Origin of the sequence: Chryseobacterium cucumeris, assembly GCF_001593385.1 — a bacterium.
GTDB lineage: Bacteria > Bacteroidota > Bacteroidia > Flavobacteriales > Weeksellaceae > Chryseobacterium > Chryseobacterium cucumeris.
Window position 1 is genome coordinate 150,836 of record NZ_LUVZ01000002.1, and the last position, 15,219, is coordinate 166,054.

General features: G+C 36.4%; 15 protein-coding genes. 9 read left to right on the plus strand and 6 right to left on the minus strand.

What is annotated here, in order from left to right; translation table 11 throughout:
* Window positions 1-45 precede the first annotated feature (45 nt).
* The 3 genes from A1704_RS06925 to A1704_RS06935 are packed head-to-tail and all read right to left on the minus strand — an operon-like array spanning window position 46 to window position 3,515.
* Window positions 46-1,776 carry a cellulase family glycosylhydrolase gene (locus A1704_RS06925; RefSeq protein ID WP_062671865.1) on the minus strand — a complete coding sequence of 577 codons (1,731 nt, stop codon included), beginning with the start codon at window positions 1,774-1,776 and terminating at the stop codon, window positions 46-48.
* A gap of 40 nt (window positions 1,777-1,816) precedes the next feature.
* Window positions 1,817-2,551, minus strand: coding sequence for a hypothetical protein (locus tag A1704_RS06930; protein WP_062671867.1), 735 nt, complete (start codon window positions 2,549-2,551; stop codon window positions 1,817-1,819).
* Window position 2,552: 1 nt separating this feature from the next.
* Window positions 2,553-3,515: a Gfo/Idh/MocA family protein gene (locus A1704_RS06935; RefSeq protein WP_062671869.1), complete on the minus strand. Its 963-nt coding sequence runs from the start codon at window positions 3,513-3,515 to the stop codon at window positions 2,553-2,555.
* A 134-nt stretch (window positions 3,516-3,649) separates the two neighbouring features.
* Between A1704_RS06935 and A1704_RS06940 the strand changes: the two genes are divergently transcribed.
* From A1704_RS06940 to A1704_RS06955, 4 genes are all read left to right on the plus strand, one after another.
* Window positions 3,650-4,297, plus strand: a complete 648-nt coding sequence (locus A1704_RS06940) for a hypothetical protein (RefSeq protein ID WP_062671871.1) — start codon at window positions 3,650-3,652, stop codon at window positions 4,295-4,297.
* Window positions 4,298-4,398: 101 nt separating this feature from the next.
* Entirely contained in the window at window positions 4,399-5,049 is a 651-nt protein-coding gene (locus A1704_RS06945) for a protein-L-isoaspartate(D-aspartate) O-methyltransferase (protein ID WP_062671873.1), read from the plus strand.
* A gap of 316 nt (window positions 5,050-5,365) precedes the next feature.
* Complete coding sequence (locus A1704_RS06950; protein WP_062671875.1) at window positions 5,366-6,352, plus strand: 2-hydroxyacid dehydrogenase; 987 nt, start codon at window positions 5,366-5,368, stop codon at window positions 6,350-6,352.
* Window positions 6,353-6,401: 49 nt separating this feature from the next.
* The gene (locus tag A1704_RS06955; RefSeq protein WP_062671877.1) at window positions 6,402-6,695 is read left to right on the plus strand and encodes a hypothetical protein; all 294 of its coding nucleotides are present in this window, start codon (window positions 6,402-6,404) and stop codon (window positions 6,693-6,695) included.
* 118 nt (window positions 6,696-6,813) lie between these two features.
* Here the strand turns inward: A1704_RS06955 and A1704_RS06960 are convergent, their stop codons facing one another.
* On the minus strand, window positions 6,814-7,248 hold the full coding sequence (locus A1704_RS06960) for an endonuclease domain-containing protein (RefSeq protein WP_062671907.1): 435 nt from the start codon (window positions 7,246-7,248) through the stop codon (window positions 6,814-6,816).
* Between the two features lie 247 nt (window positions 7,249-7,495).
* Between A1704_RS06960 and A1704_RS06965 the strand changes: the two genes are divergently transcribed.
* The 3 genes from A1704_RS06965 to A1704_RS06975 all read left to right on the plus strand — a co-directional run bounded on the left by A1704_RS06965 (window position 7,496) and on the right by A1704_RS06975 (window position 11,036).
* Entirely contained in the window at window positions 7,496-9,481 is a 1,986-nt protein-coding gene (locus A1704_RS06965) for a urocanate hydratase (protein ID WP_062671879.1), read from the plus strand.
* Window positions 9,482-9,496: 15 nt separating this feature from the next.
* Window positions 9,497-10,039 (plus strand): Crp/Fnr family transcriptional regulator, encoded by a 543-nt coding sequence (locus A1704_RS06970; RefSeq protein WP_062671884.1) that lies wholly within the window; start codon window positions 9,497-9,499, stop codon window positions 10,037-10,039.
* Between the two features lie 235 nt (window positions 10,040-10,274).
* A complete protein-coding gene (locus tag A1704_RS06975) occupies window positions 10,275-11,036 on the plus strand; it encodes an MBL fold metallo-hydrolase (protein WP_062671886.1) in 762 nt (253 codons plus the stop codon).
* Window positions 11,037-11,272: 236 nt separating this feature from the next.
* Here A1704_RS06975 and A1704_RS06980 read toward each other — a convergent pair whose 3' ends face one another.
* Window positions 11,273-11,899 (minus strand): hypothetical protein, encoded by a 627-nt coding sequence (locus A1704_RS06980; RefSeq protein WP_062671888.1) that lies wholly within the window; start codon window positions 11,897-11,899, stop codon window positions 11,273-11,275.
* Window positions 11,880-12,893 (minus strand): hypothetical protein, encoded by a 1,014-nt coding sequence (locus A1704_RS06985; RefSeq protein ID WP_062671890.1) that lies wholly within the window; start codon window positions 12,891-12,893, stop codon window positions 11,880-11,882. Before A1704_RS06985 ends, A1704_RS06980 begins: the two co-directional genes overlap by 20 nt.
* Window positions 12,894-13,288: 395 nt before the next feature.
* On the opposite strand from A1704_RS06985, the gene A1704_RS06995 reads away from it, so the two are divergent.
* Both A1704_RS06995 and A1704_RS07000 read left to right on the plus strand, forming a co-directional pair.
* Window positions 13,289-13,996, plus strand: a complete 708-nt coding sequence (locus A1704_RS06995; protein ID WP_062671893.1) for a DUF6261 family protein — start codon at window positions 13,289-13,291, stop codon at window positions 13,994-13,996.
* A 175-nt stretch (window positions 13,997-14,171) separates the two neighbouring features.
* On the plus strand, window positions 14,172-14,879 hold the full coding sequence (locus A1704_RS07000; RefSeq protein WP_062671894.1) for a TonB-dependent receptor plug domain-containing protein: 708 nt from the start codon (window positions 14,172-14,174) through the stop codon (window positions 14,877-14,879).
* The last annotated feature ends 340 nt before the right edge of the window (window positions 14,880-15,219 follow it).

The window sequence follows — 15,219 nt, forward strand, 5'->3', positions numbered from 1 at the left end:
CTCTTCTGAAGACCGGAAGAGAGCTGCAATTTAAGACAATTATTACTATTTTAATTCAAAATAATTCAGATTAACACCATCATTTTCAAAGACAATTCTGATCTTGTTTTCCCCTTTCTGAAGGCTGATGTTTTTTGCTGATACCGTTTTCCAGTTTTCATTTCCACCTGTCGATGCCAATGATACTGTAGCTAAAACTTTTCCTGAAGCCGTTTCAATTCTTATTTTAGAATCGTTGGCCGCAGAATATCTGATATCCATCGAATAACTTTTGTCTCCTTTGGACTGAACTGTGTACTGAAGCCATTCTCCGGTTTCTGTTTTTCCTACATAATACTGATTGGTAACTTTATCATTACATTTATATATATCTACCCCGTCATTTCTCATCTGCTGTCCGGAGTTCCATTCCGATCTTTTAGCCGGATCACTTACCCAGAGATTAATAAAATCCTTATCCAGATACGCAGCCCCCATTCTTCCCAAATCATATTCTGAAGCAAATATTCTTCCCGGAGCCTGGTGATTTCTGAAAGGTTTTGTAGAAGCATCTGTAATCTGTCTGAACATCGCATCAATTACATCTCTTTTAATTTCCGTATTGTTCAGTTTATAATTGTCGGCAATCTGTAGTAAAGCTTTTTTGGCATATTCTTTAGAAGGCTTTTCACCTCCATTTTTCCAGTAGTCCAACAGCTTTTCATATTCAGGCGTGATTTTTACATTGGTAATTCCCGCGATATTATCAATCTTTTTCATCGGCCAGAAGGCGTATCCTATATTATGCTTGCCCAAAAGCTGAATCAGCTCGGTAAACCATACATTGGAATTCTCACCAGTTTCCCCAAGCCATATCGGCATATTGTGTTTCTCTCTGAGATCCAGCGCGAATTGAATGGTTTGATCATCATTGTAATTCCAGTATTTATGAAAACTGAAGGCCATATTATTATCCCAGATCGCAGGAAGCCCGTTATAATTGTTTCCCCATCCGTTTCCTTCAATAAAAATAATATGTTTTTTATCAACTTCTCTAATAGCTGCAGTGATGTCTTTCTGAAGCTTCCAAAGTGGAGCATTGGACATTTCATCTGTACCATTCGGATTTTTACCTGTAAAATTGATGTTGGGTTCGTTAATCAGGTCATACCCTCCAATCCATGGATTATCTTTATACCGCTCAGCTAGTTTTTTCCAAAGCGCAATCGTTTTTCTCTGGTTTTCTTCATTAGCCCAAAGTGAAGGCTTGGATTTGTCATTATCAGAGATGTTCGCATCATTTCCCTGACCTCCCGGTGCAGCATGAAGATCCAGAATAAGGTATATTTTATTATCGGTGCACCATTGAAGAAGGTCGTCAGTCATTCTAAAACCTTCATCCAGCCATGTATCTTTTCCTTTTGCAGGTTCTTTTTCAATAGGAAGGGTGTAAAGGTTGTAATGCATCGGCAACCTTATAGAATTGAATCCTGCTTTGGCTAAAAAGTCGATATCCTGCTTTGTGATTCCATTTTTCAGGTAAGCTTTGTAGAACTCATTCATTCCGTCTTCACCAATCAATTCTGCAATTTTCTCCTTAATCTTATACTGAGGGCCTGCAAAATCAGCAGTTTTCAGCATATATCCTTCCTGTAGCATCCAACCGCCGAGCCCAAGGCCTTTCAATTGAATATTTTCACCTTTATCATTAACGATTTTTTGTCCTGAAGTCTTCAGTAATTGTGATGTCCCAAATTGAGACAATAAAAGTGCGGATAATAGAATGGCTCTTTTCATAGTAGTTTCAATGATTTAAATAATAGGAATTTTTTAGAAATTAGTCATAATGAATGGTGGCATCATAGTAAGAATCTACATTCAGACCATTTATTCTGCCAGGAATCCATTGCGTGTGTAAAACAAAATCTTTCAATTGTTTATTGAATTGTTTTTCAAATATATTGTTTTTTTTGTTTTGAAATTCACTTTTTACTGATAAATCCTTAATTTTTCCGTTTTTAGTAATAATAAAAGAAGCTGAAGTGTAGGAATAAAACTTTTCCTTTTTTGATTTATATCCTTGGGGAGTAGGAAATTTTTTTAGATAATCAGTTTGTAGTTTTTCAAACTGATTGTCTGCGGTAGAGTTAGGATAGCGCGAAATATCATCACATTCTTCATATGAAAATATTTCATCGGGACGATTTTTTATAAACAGTTGCTTTGCGGTAAAGCGCAATGAGTCTATAAATTTCTTTCCGAATCTTTTTAAAATAAGTCTGTTCATCTCGATTTCCCGGCAGTTTTCATACTGATCATTCGGAAATCTTACACAAGATATGGGAATTTGCTTTGTTTTTATATGATTCTGATTCAGAAGCTCTATAAATTCCTTTTCACCCAGATAATCATAGCCTAAGCCAGAGAAATTGGTCCAGGTATAATTTTTATAATTGAAATCATTTTGTGCCTGCTTTTTTTGATCATCACAATCTATCTCGTAACCATTTTTTTTTTGATGACAAGATAGCATTGTGATTGCTGCCAAAAATAGTGCAGACTTTATTTTCATGTTAACTGATCAGTTTCATAATCTCTAAAGCTACTTTCAATGCTTCAGTTCCATCTTCAAGAGAAACTTCTACATTTTTGTCGCCAGTAATCGCATCAGCGAAAGAATTTAATTCGTCCAGAATAGCATTGTTAGGCTGGATATTCGGATATTCAAACAGAATCTGGTTCTTTTCTCCCTCTGCATTTTCAATGATCATATCAAATGGAGTAGGGTTTTCAGGAGCATCTTTCATTCTGATCACTTCAGCCTTTTTCTCAAGGAAGTCAACGGAAATATAAGCATCTTTCTGGAAGAATCTGCTCTTTCTCATCGCCTTCATAGAAATTCTGGAAGTCGTAAGGTTGGCCACACATCCGTTCTCGAACTCTATTCTTGCGTTGGCAATATCCGGAGTTTTGCTGACTACACAAACACCACTTGCGTGGATATTTTTCACTTTGGATTTCGCAATGCTTAATAAGATATCAAGATCGTGAATCATAAGATCCAATACCACAGAAACATCTGTACCACGGGGATTAAACTCTGCCAGCCTGTGGATTTCAATAAACATCGGAGTACTGATATATTCCTTGGTAGCAATAAACGCTGGGTTGTATCTCTCAACGTGTCCTACCTGTGCTTTGATTCCTTTTTCCTGGCACAAACGAAGAATTTCTTCTGCCTGCTCAAGAGTTTGGGTTACCGGCTTTTCAATAAAGAAATGAAGACCTTTTTTAATAGCTTTTAAAGCATAATCATAATGATAAACAGTTGGAGTGACAATATCAAGCATGTCAATCTGCTCAAGCAATTCATCAAAATTTTCAAAATATTTATATCCGAATTCGGCTTCTAATTTCTTTCCGTTTTCAATATCTTTATCATGGAAACCTACAAATTCATATCTATCTGACTGATTAAGAAGTTTTAAATGTATTTTTCCCAAGTGTCCGGCACCTACCAAACCTGCTTTTAACATAGCTGTATTAAATTTTTGTAAAGATAGTGAATGTACATTTATAAAATACATGACTTTTCACTTGGTGATAGTCAGGAATGAACGTCTTCATTCATTAAAGAAATTATACTAAATTCACGGTCAGAAAAATAGCTATGAAGAGAATAATTTCGATTGTAATCTTTTCTGGATTATGTACTGCAGGATGTATAGGAGATAGCCCATATGATCCGCAGGCTCAATGCGGAACACCAACAAATCTGATATTTGAAAAAGGAAATAACAAGCTTTCCTGGAGCTTTATCAGCCAGGGAGAAGGATATTTTGAAATACAGTATGGGGAGCAGGGGTTCACTTTGGGAAAGGGAACTACAGTGGTCACCAACAAGTATTTTTATAACCTTCCTCTCTATAAAGATAATAAATATGACCTTTATGTGAGAAAAAATTGTGGAACAGCTAATGGGCGCAGCCATTGGGCAGGACCTGTTACCGTATTGGCTGGCACTACGACTACCTGTGTAAAGCCAGAGTATGCAACCTATTCAAAAACAACCTCTTCTGCGAATTCTTCTAGTTTTGATGCTACAGTATCCTGGGAAAATGATGGGGTTTCCGCATATGAAACGGTTTTGACAACAAGTTCTGCTCCTCCTGCAAGTGGAGATTTGGTGTTTGCAGGTCAAAAAGCTATTTATGTAGGATTAAGTAAAACCTTGAATTATAACTTTTTTGTGAGAAAAAAATGTGCTGACAATACTTTTAGCGATTTTTACGGACCTTATCCGATAAAGTGGAATTAAGAAATAAAAACCAAGCAATCAAAAAATGATTGCTTTATTTTTGTGGATAATTCTTTGCTTCAATTTCTGAAATCTAATTTCTAATTTCTTACTTTTGTCAAATGCAGGATTCGTTTGTACATAAAGGAAAAAGAAAGATTTTAGTAGATTACCTTCGAAACAGAATTGGTATTTCGGATGAAAATGTACTTTCGGCGATGAGTGAAGTTCCGAGACACCTTTTTATCGAAAGTATTTTTGAAGATTTTGCCTATGAAGACAGAGCATTTCCTATTCTGGCTCATCAGACCATTTCCCATCCTTCCACGGTAGCGGAACAGTCTGAATTACTGAAGGTAAAACCGGGTGAAAAAGTGTTGGAAATTGGAACAGGATGTGGATACCAGACCGCAGTGTTAATGGCGATGAAAGCTCATGTCTATACGGTGGAAAGACAGAAAGACCTGTTTGATTTTTCCAAAAAGAAACTCAGAGAACTTCATCTGTTTCCAAAATTCCAAAGCTTTGGGGATGGTTTTGCAGGACTTCCTACTTTTGCTCCTTTTGATAAAATTATCGTTACATGTGGCGCTTCTACACTGCCTACAGAACTTTTAAAACAACTGAATGTCGGAGGAATAATGGTGATTCCATTAGGTCCAACGGATGAGCAGGTTTTATACAGATTTACCAAAGTAGGCCCTACAGAATTTGAAAAAGAAGAATTCGGAGCTTATAAATTTGTTCCGATGCTTGGAAATACAAATCAGTAGAATAGATTTGGTAGACTTAGTGGTCTCAAACACCAGTTCTTTGTGAGAAACATCTTATCAGTAGAAGCTCACTTTTATTCGTTTTTTCAAAAAAAATCATTTGGATTTAATCAAAATTTAAAATCTTTTAACTCCGTTTCGGAATGAAAATTGATGGAATTAAAACCCTCAGTATACAATCACGATCACAGAAATATATATAGATTTTGAATCAAACATTCAGATGAAAAGAAATAATTTTTTTAATATTAAAGTTCAATAACCTTACTTTTTGAGAGTGAGGTTTTTTTATTTAAAATCATTAAACAACAGTACAATGAAAGTTTTTATCAATAAAAGAATTCCCGAAACAGGAATTGAAATGCTGAATGAGGCCGGTCTGGAACTTATATTTCCGGAAAAGGAAACCCTTTCTTACGAAGAATGGATTCATTACTGTAAAAACACTGACACCATACTCAATGTGGGCGGAGATTTCAAATATGATAAGAATTTTTTTGATGCCTGCCCGAATGTCAAAGCCATTGCCTTATATTCTGTAGGATTTGATCACGTTGACATTAAAGAAGCTACGCAAAGAAATATTCCGATAGGGAATACTCCGGATGTTTTGAGCAGGGCTACTTCAGATGTTGCTTTTTTACTGATGCAGTCTGTTGCCAGAAGAGCAAGCTATAATTTTCAGAAAGTAAAAGATGATAACTGGGGAACATTTGATCCTCTACACGCCCTGGGCCAGGAATTATATGGAAAAACACTGGGGATTTTTGGATTGGGCCGAATCGGGTATGAAATGGCTGACAAATCAAAAAAGGCTTTTGGTATGAACATCATTTACCACAACCGTCATCAGAATGAAGAAGCAGAAAAAGAGCTGAGGGCAGCTTATGTTTCTTTTGAAGAATTGATCAGAAACTCAGATGTATTGAGTGTACACGCTAATTTTACCCCTGAACAGAAAGAATTGTTTAATTATTCAATATTTGAACAAATGAAGCCAGACTCGATTTTCATCAATACAGCCAGAGGAGGTTTTCACAATCAAAAAGATCTGTATCAGGCACTCGTTGACAAAAAAATCTGGGGAGCAGGTCTGGATGTTACCAATCCGGAACCAATGTCTGCAGATGATCCTATTCTGGGACTTTCAAGTGTCTGTATTCTGCCGCATATCGGTTCTGCGACTTTAGAAGCCCGAAATGGAATGGCCAGACTGGCTGCAGGAAATATTATCGCTTTTTCAAAAAATGAAAAAATGCCGAATTGTGCAAATCCTGACGTTTATTCTCATCAATCATCATAACTTGGAATTATTTTTGTTCTGATGATATAAACCTAAAATCTTAAATACTATGGCACCAGAGAAAAATATTAATGAGCAAAACAAGAGGTTAGAACAGATGGATTATAGCCCTAATGAAGATATATTTAAGAGAGAAAAACATATTTCGCTCGATGGCGACGGAAATCCTATTCTGGATGAAGACTTTGATGAAGATAAAATTGATAAAGGGTTAGATATCCCTGGAGCTGAGGATGATGATGAAATGGAAGAAATAGGAGAGGAAGATGAAGAAAACAACTACTGGAGTCTCAGTGATAATGAAGATGACCATGAAGAAGAAAACGATGATGTTTTAACTTAAATTTTAACGATACAAAAACCAGCCTTATTGAATTTCAGTAAGGTTTTTTTATGCTGAATAACGACTAATATGGGTAAGGGTAATTCCCCTCCCTCGGAGGGGTGGATTCGAAAATTCTTTAAATTTTTGAAGACGGGGTGGTTCCATAATGCAGCACAATAAAATCCTCCAACTCCTTCATCACCAGACTCAGATTATTCCTCACATCAAAATCACTAATCCTGAAAACCAACAACCCCAAAGATTCAAGATATTCTTCTCTTATCCCGTCATAAATCTGTTTTTCATCATGGCTTGAACCGTCTATTTCTATAATGAGGCCAAGCGTTTTTACATAAAAATCAACGATATAATTTCCGATAATCCTTTGTCTGTCAAAATCAATGGTATAGAATTTTTTTGCACGGACTTTCTTCCAGAAGATAACTTCACCCAAAATCCGGGCTTTACGTTTTTCTTTTGATAATGCTTTTAAATAGGGATTGTAGGGCAGGTTTTCAACGAAATTCCTGCGGATAGGAATTCCGTTGATGACGGTAAGAATTTCTTTCATTGTTGTGTTTTTGACCACCCCGTCTTTCAAAGTTGTTAACTTTGAAATCCACCCCTCCAAGGGAGGGGAATTGAGGTGCATTTATTCAAATATAGTATTTAATATCAAATGGTGGCAGGTTTACAACTTTCATAACTTTGCTTAAACCTTAAACCATTCTTTCCTTCCCCTCTTGCCTATATTTCCTATTTTGAATATCTTTAAAACTTCAAACATTGTTTAAAAACATAGACCTTTAAATAGCAATATGACATTCCAAGAACAGATACAGCAGGGGATTCCGAATCAGCTGCCACAACCAAAACCATACGAGACCAATATCAACCATGCTCCGAAGCGTAAAGAAATTTTAGGGGAAGAAGAGAAAAAACTGGCATTGAAGAATGCTTTACGTTATTTCGATCCGAAGTTTCACGCAGAACTGATTCCTGAATTCAAGCAGGAACTTGAAGATTACGGAAGGATTTATATGTACCGTTTCCGTCCGGATTATGAAATGAAGGCGAGACCTATTACAGACTATCCCGGAAAATCTGAGCAGGCGAAAGCGATCATGCTGATGATTCAGAATAACCTGGATTATGCAGTAGCACAGCATCCACACGAGCTGATTACGTATGGTGGAAACGGAGCGGTTTTCTCCAACTGGGCGCAGTACCTGCTGACCATGAAATATCTGTCTGAAATGAGTAATGAACAAACTCTGGTGATGTATTCAGGACATCCGATGGGATTATTCCCATCTCACAAAGATGCACCAAGAGTGGTTGTAACGAATGGTATGATGATCCCGAACTATTCCAAACCGGATGATTGGGAGAAATTCAATGCATTAGGTGTTACTCAGTATGGGCAAATGACGGCAGGAAGTTATATGTATATTGGCCCTCAGGGGATTGTTCACGGAACGACGATTACTGTGTTAAATGCTTTCAGAAAAATCAAGAAAGAGCCGAAAGGAGGACTTTTCGTTACTTCAGGATTAGGAGGAATGAGTGGAGCTCAGCCCAAAGCAGGGAACATTGCTGGTTGCGTTACTGTATGTGCAGAAGTGAATCCTAAGATCACGAAAATCCGTCACGATCAGAAATGGGTGAATGAGATTCATGAAGATCTTGATGCATTGGTAAAAAGAGTAAGAGAAGCACAGGCGAACAAAGAAACAGTGTCTTTGGCTTACCTTGGAAATATTGTAGAGGTTTGGGAGAAATTTGATCAGGAAGATTTAAGAATCGATATCGGATCAGATCAGACTTCCCTTCACAATCCATGGGCGGGTGGTTATTATCCTGTAGGACAAAGTTTTGAAGAATCTAATACCATGATGGCTGAAAACCCTGAGTTATTCAAAGAAAAAGTTCAGGAAACGTTGAGAAGACACGCTGCGGCCATCAATAAACATACCGCAAAGGGAACGTATTTCTTCGATTACGGAAATGCCTTCTTACTGGAAGCTTCCAGAGCCGGAGCTGATGTAATGGCAGAAAATCCGACATTAGGAAAAGAATTCAAATATCCGAGTTATGTACAGGATATCATGGGACCTATGTGTTTTGATTATGGTTTTGGGCCGTTCCGTTGGGTATGTTCCAGTGGAAATCCGGAAGATCTTCAGAAGACAGATGATATTGCCTGTGCAGTATTAGAGGAAATGGTTAAGAACTCTCCTGAAGAGATCCAGCAGCAGATGAAAGACAATATCCAATGGATCAAGGGAGCGCAGGAAAATAAACTGGTAGTAGGTTCTCAGGCAAGAATCCTTTATGCAGACGCAGAAGGAAGAATGAAAATTGCTGAAGCTTTCAACAAAGCCATTAAAAATGGGGAAATAGGACCCGTTGTATTGGGTAGAGATCATCATGATGTTTCAGGAACAGATTCTCCTTACAGAGAGACTTCCAATATCTATGACGGATCAAGATTTACAGCAGATATGGCCATTCACAACGTGATTGGGGACAGTTTCCGTGGAGCTACCTGGGTTTCCATTCACAATGGTGGCGGAGTAGGCTGGGGAGAAGTAATCAACGGAGGTTTCGGAATGCTCCTTGACGGAAGTGATTATGCCGACAGAAGATTAAAATCCATGCTTTTCTGGGATGTAAACAACGGAATCTCAAGAAGAAGCTGGGCAAGAAATGAAGGCGCTGTTTTTGCCATTAAAAGAGCGATGGAAGCAGAACCAAACTTAAAAGTAACCCTTCCGAACCTTGTAGACGAAAACTTATTGTAATATAAAAATTCGACATTGGCAACCATCAACAAAAAACTGTTTTCACACCTGAACGTAGAGGATAGTGATCCTGTATGGGAGAAGTTTGCTGAAGTTGAGTTTTCAAAGAAAAACATATTTACTGACAACAAAGCCTATCTTGTAGAAGATGGGCTTGTCCGTAAATACTACATCAACAGTACCTCAGATATCGATACCGAGATCTGTGCAGAATTCTACTTTCCCGGCGATATTTTTACTGTGGAAGAAAAAAGCTCTGATGCCGTTTATGAGTCCATCAACAAAGGACTGGCCTGGGAAATCACCCTGGATGAGGTGAAAAACCTGTTTGCTGTCAATCCACACTGCCGTTTCGTACAGAACTATTATCTGAGCAGAAAGCTCAACGCTGCAATGAAAAGGGAAATGCTTCTGCTGAAAAACACTCCGCAGGACCTTTATGAATACCTGCTGAAGAACAAACCTCATTATATTCAGAATATTCCTCTGAAATACCTTGCCTCCTATATTGGCATTACACCTATTTCTTTAAGCCGGATCAGGAAGCGTATTCTGTAAGAAGCTGGAAGCTGGATGAAGGGAGCTGGAAGTTATTTCCAGTCTTCATATTTTCTGTAGGTTTTAAAAATTAATTGGAAAATTATTGTAAATAAAAAAAGTGACATAGTTGTTCTTTCACCTCAATAACTTCCATCTTCCATCCCCCAGCTCCCATTCTCAAAACACCCTCATTAATTATCTTTTGTTTATTGACTGGCCTTCCGTAAGTTTCTTCCTTTGCTGAAAAAAGAATATGGAAATACAAAAATTAAACTGGGCAGGTGTAAAACTCACTTCACATAACAAAACCATCTTAATAGATGCTGTAGAAGATTTCTCTTATTACAAACCTGTGTTGGGTGATGCTGTAGAGAATCTCATAGAATTTTCAGACCATGTACAGGCAGATTATATCCTGTTTACCCATATGCACCTTGACCATTTTGATAAAGGAGTGATCCAAAAATGCTTAAAGAAAGAGGGAAAACTGATCGTCTACGCAGGATTGGAAGCTATTGTAAGAAAACTTGTACCTGATGTTGAAATGATCGTTCTGGATATTGATGAAGCCTTCACAGAAAACAACATCACCTTCAAACCTGTATTTGCCATGGATGGCGTAGGAGAAATACAGTCTTCCTGGATTGTAGATGATGGTGATACTAAAATCTTTCACGGAGGAGATACTATCTGGCACAACCAATTCTGGAAGCTTGGAAAAGAAAACCCCAATATAGATTACGCTTTCTTACCTGTAAACGGAGTGGTAGTGAATTTCGAGATCATTGGATTAGAATACAGCCCGGTTCCCGCTTCCCTCAATCTGAAAGAAGCCTTTGCTGCGGCTCATCTTCTGCACGCCAGAAAGCTGGTGCCTATCCATTACGGATTGTTTGCCCACGAGAAATGCTATATTCCTCAGGTGTTTGATGAGCAGGATTTGAAAAATATTTCTGAGGAAGTGGGACAGGAGTATTTGATTTTGAAGGATGGAGCTATGGTGGTAGAATCTTAATTGATATTTATAAGGAAAACTGTCATTCTGAGTGAAATGCAATGGAATGAAATCTCAATATCAATAGGAACGGGCTATAATCCTGAGCATAGTTCGAAGGAAGCCCGTTTTCTTTTATGCATAATATGAATTGGCTTTAGCCGAAATTTAAAATTAAGTTTTGGCTAAAGCCTTTTATATTTCGTGTCCTTTGAAAATCAAAACATGTTTTGAGACAAGCAGTTGTTATGAGTTAATTATTTAATTTTCCTTCTATCAATTTCTGATATATAGTATTCATATGCACTTCCTGCTACAAATAATGTTAAAAATAAATAAGTCAATAAAAAATAATATAAGGTGCATCTATATAATAATATTAAAATATTTCTTACTGTAGTTAACACATCAATTTCGTTCCACTGAACTGTAAAATAATGGTATGAAATTTCATTATTAGTATTGAAAAAATAGGTTAGACTACATAGAATAATTATGAAAATTGATAATATAACAAGATAGCTTGTAATTGATATAAATCTTTTGAAAAAATTTTTCTTATGAATTAATCTGATTTCATCTTCATCAGTAGTATTTCGTAAAGATAAATCTGTATTTTCAAACTTATCAAAAATGCTTACTAATAGTGACATAAACAAAGAAACAGAAATAGAAAATGCAGACATAATATATCCTACAACATCGCCAGATAATCCTTTAGTTAATTGAAATTGAGATCCAATGCAGGTGAATATAATAACCCATTGTACATCACTAAAATAATACTTAGGCTTTTTATCATTTCCATTAATATCAATAAATTGCCATTCTTGCCCTTTTTTAATTAGGGGTTTAAGTAGTTGTTTAACGTTCTCGAACTGCATTGCGTGGATATATTTCTTGTTTCATTTCTTCCAATATGTCCAAACAAAAATCCCTTATTCTTTCAAAATCAGATTCATTATGCTCAATCATTATATATTTTGATAAAATAATAAGAGGTTTAATGTCAAATGATGAATTTAACTCAAATGGGGTTGTTTTCCCTGTTGATGAATCTGCTAAGTTGCCTCTTCTGTTGTTGAACTCTCGCAATGGTATGTTACTAATATTTACATTATCCATTGTTCTTACCGCCAATCCAAATTCATCATAGGAGATATTTTCTTCAATAGGTTCAATTTTAAAAGTAATTTTAAAAGACTCATTGTTCATTCTAACTGTTGATCCCAATAGAGTTGTACTTGGTACATGAGTTGTGTATGTAAAGCTTGATATTGTAGCTCCATCCCTAAAATCGTTAATAATCCTTCTCGGTACAAATTTATTAGATGTTGCTTTAGAGAATAATAAAGGATAGCTAAAAAAACTATTAAAGAATTTTTTTACAACACTATCAATACTATCATCTGAATAAGATTGAATTAATAAAATAGATTTATTAGAATTGAGAGGAGAGTGTAAAAGGAAATAGAAATTGTCAGTAATGGCATCATTTTCACTTACTTCTGATTTATTACTTCTATTGCTAGTTTCTGTTTTATTTCGTTTTTTACCATATGCTCCACCTTCAATCTTACCTTCTATTATAAAACTTTCAGAATGCACAAAAAGATTTGGATCTACGTTTTCGCTTTCAATATTATGTTGATAAGCTGTCATACATTTCTTGCTTTGAGAATCAACATACATTTCATTAGTGTCCAAATTATTAACTAATAGACGAAAAATTTCTGTGAAAATGTACGAGTCTTCTAGATCATTATTTTCTGCTTCATTAATTTTATTTTTAAACAAATTTCTATTTGAGTTTTCAATTTGATCTGTTTTAGGCTTAAGTTGTAAAACGTAAGCAGTTAATTTAGGTTCATGTGGCATGGTGAATTTGAATTTTGATTATAGCTTTTAATTTTTAAATATATAAAACCAACATTACATTAATCTCCGTATTTCTACGGAAATTTCCCCAAATATAAACGACATCATTCTCAAAACCTTACGGTTTTCCGTAACCCAAAAGACCCAACCTCAAAACACTTCGTTTACAATCTTCCAACCGCTCCAGAACTCTAAAACAATAGTAAAACACCCCTCCCAAATCCTCCGTTTATCAAAAACAAGCATGTTTGAAACTTCCCAAGAACTTGTGAAGTCTCCTGCAAGTTGGGGGAAACCTCCCAAGACCTTGGGAGGTTTATTGCCAGTATGTTTGTAACAAAACAACTTTTTTCTATATTTGATTATTAATTTTTTAAAACCAAAAACACAAAAAAATGAAAATTGCCCTCACACAGCTGAGCACTAAAGATCTTGCGACTTTAGCTCAGAGAATTCTTTCTAATGTCCAATCCGGAAAATACCCTGTTATTAATAATCATCCTCTTGTAGGCGCTTTGGCGTCTTCCTATACAGAATACGACAAGGTCTATACAAAGCAGGTCTACAGCGGAAAAGGGAAAGACGTAGCTACTGCCGATCACGAAAGAGATACCGCCTATGCCAATCTGAAATCTTTCCTGAACGGGTATCGTAAGTTGCCTTCTGCTGCCAACTATCAGCTGGCAGAGGATCTTTACGGAGTATTCAAAACTTTTGGACTGAACCTGGACAGGCTGAGTTATTCTTCACAAACCGCTCAGATGAAGAAGCTTATAGAAGCATTAGAAACGACAGAAAACAAACAGAAGATCACGCTTCTTTCTCTGGATGCAGCCTTTGCAGAGATGAAAGCTAAGCAGGATGCTTTTGAGATCGTGTTTGCAGAGCAGGCGGGAGCTAATGCCGATCTTCGTCAAATGACGAGTGCGAGTGCTATCCGTAAAGATCTGGAGAAAACAGTGAAATCTTATCTTAATCTGCTTACGGTAATGAAAGAGGTATCAGGCTGGGAATTGCTGTACAGTGATACCAATGAGTTGGTGAAAGCTGCAAAGAACTCTACATCAGAGAAGAAAGAGAGTGGTGAAACTCCACAGAAATAAGTTTTGGTTTTTTTGTTGAAGAACCGCAAGGGCATAAAGTTTTTATCTTGATGTGTTTTGTAAGATGAAAGAGAATCTGATATTTTCAGCAAGTGGTACGGTATTATTTTCTAAAAAATTAATAGCAATTCCAACCTATTCTTTCACTAATGCATCTTTATAAGAAAAGAATCCTATGAAAATAACCATACCCAAACCTTGTCATGAAAATTGGAATGCCATGACAACAGATGAAAAAGGAAGATTTTGTGCGGTCTGTTCCAAAACAGTGCGAGATTTCAGAAGAGCCTCGGATGATGAGATTATAGATGTTTTTGCTGATGCTTCGCAGGAAATCTGTGGAGCTTTTAATCCATCACAGCTCAACAGGGATTTGCATTATTCTTATATTAATTCTCTTTTTGTGAAGTTTGCCGTGGGCTTTATGCTGACAACAGGAGGGATTGTAAGTGCTAACGCACAGCAAAATAAGACCTGTGATACCTTAAAGACTGAAGATGAACATGAAATTGTTTTCAGTACTCAGAGAGACAGAAAATTGCTTGGTTCTGTTGCAGTAATGCCTGCCAGTGCTTTATTAGAAGACAAAGAAAAGGAAAATAAAGAAATTGTATCAAAATTATCAGGAGTTATTGGGAAGGTACCTAAAGATAATAGCAATATACGTATTGGTGGAGCTCCTTCAAGCGGAGCAGTCTATAAACCTATGTATATTGTAGATGGGAAAATAAGTAATTTTGAGGCAATAAATGCACTGGATCCTAATCTGATAAAAACAATGAATGTTCTGAAAGGAACTTCTGCTGTAGTAAAGTATGGCGAAAAAGCCAAAGATGGGGTAATCGTAATTACTACAAAAAGAAAAAAATATAAAACAAATTAAGACTCTTTATTTTCCCACAGATCTCACAGATCTTTTTTATATTTATCTGCTTAATCCGCCTAATCTGCGGGAGAATATTGAGATTGCTTCACCTGCGGTTCGCAATGACAGTGGTGGTGTGAAATTTTATCGGAGATAAAATCCTTGCGCCTTACAACAGAAAGTTTTTAATGTCATTTTGCGCCTTAGCGTTTTTCCAACAAAACAATTATATGACTAGTCCTGAAAAAGGTTGACTAGTTTAATATTTCAAATATACTTAAATCAGAGTAGGAATTTTCCTATTCTGATTTTGTTTTTTGTATGTTTTTAATTTTACGTTATTTTTCATATGCACTTG

Excerpts from the sequence above, each read along its gene's own strand:
- A1704_RS06925 (WP_062671865.1), bottom strand. The coding sequence starts at position 1,776 with ATGAAAAGAGCCATTCTATTATCCGCACTTTTATTGTCTCAATTTGGG.
- A1704_RS06930 (WP_062671867.1), bottom strand. The coding sequence starts at position 2,551 with ATGAAAATAAAGTCTGCACTATTTTTGGCAGCAATCACAATGCTATCT.
- A1704_RS06935 (WP_062671869.1), bottom strand. The coding sequence starts at position 3,515 with ATGTTAAAAGCAGGTTTGGTAGGTGCCGGACACTTGGGAAAAATACAT.
- A1704_RS06940 (WP_062671871.1), top strand. The coding sequence starts at position 3,650 with ATGAAGAGAATAATTTCGATTGTAATCTTTTCTGGATTATGTACTGCA.
- A1704_RS06945 (WP_062671873.1), top strand. The coding sequence starts at position 4,399 with ATGCAGGATTCGTTTGTACATAAAGGAAAAAGAAAGATTTTAGTAGAT.
- A1704_RS06950 (WP_062671875.1), top strand. The coding sequence starts at position 5,366 with ATGAAAGTTTTTATCAATAAAAGAATTCCCGAAACAGGAATTGAAATG.
- A1704_RS06955 (WP_062671877.1), top strand. The coding sequence starts at position 6,402 with ATGGCACCAGAGAAAAATATTAATGAGCAAAACAAGAGGTTAGAACAG.
- A1704_RS06960 (WP_062671907.1), bottom strand. The coding sequence starts at position 7,248 with ATGAAAGAAATTCTTACCGTCATCAACGGAATTCCTATCCGCAGGAAT.
- A1704_RS06965 (WP_062671879.1), top strand. The coding sequence starts at position 7,496 with ATGACATTCCAAGAACAGATACAGCAGGGGATTCCGAATCAGCTGCCA.
- A1704_RS06975 (WP_062671886.1), top strand. The coding sequence starts at position 10,275 with ATGGAAATACAAAAATTAAACTGGGCAGGTGTAAAACTCACTTCACAT.
- A1704_RS06980 (WP_062671888.1), bottom strand. The coding sequence starts at position 11,899 with ATGCAGTTCGAGAACGTTAAACAACTACTTAAACCCCTAATTAAAAAA.
- A1704_RS06985 (WP_062671890.1), bottom strand. The coding sequence starts at position 12,893 with ATGCCACATGAACCTAAATTAACTGCTTACGTTTTACAACTTAAGCCT.
- A1704_RS06995 (WP_062671893.1), top strand. The coding sequence starts at position 13,289 with ATGAAAATTGCCCTCACACAGCTGAGCACTAAAGATCTTGCGACTTTA.
- A1704_RS07000 (WP_062671894.1), top strand. The coding sequence starts at position 14,172 with ATGAAAATAACCATACCCAAACCTTGTCATGAAAATTGGAATGCCATG.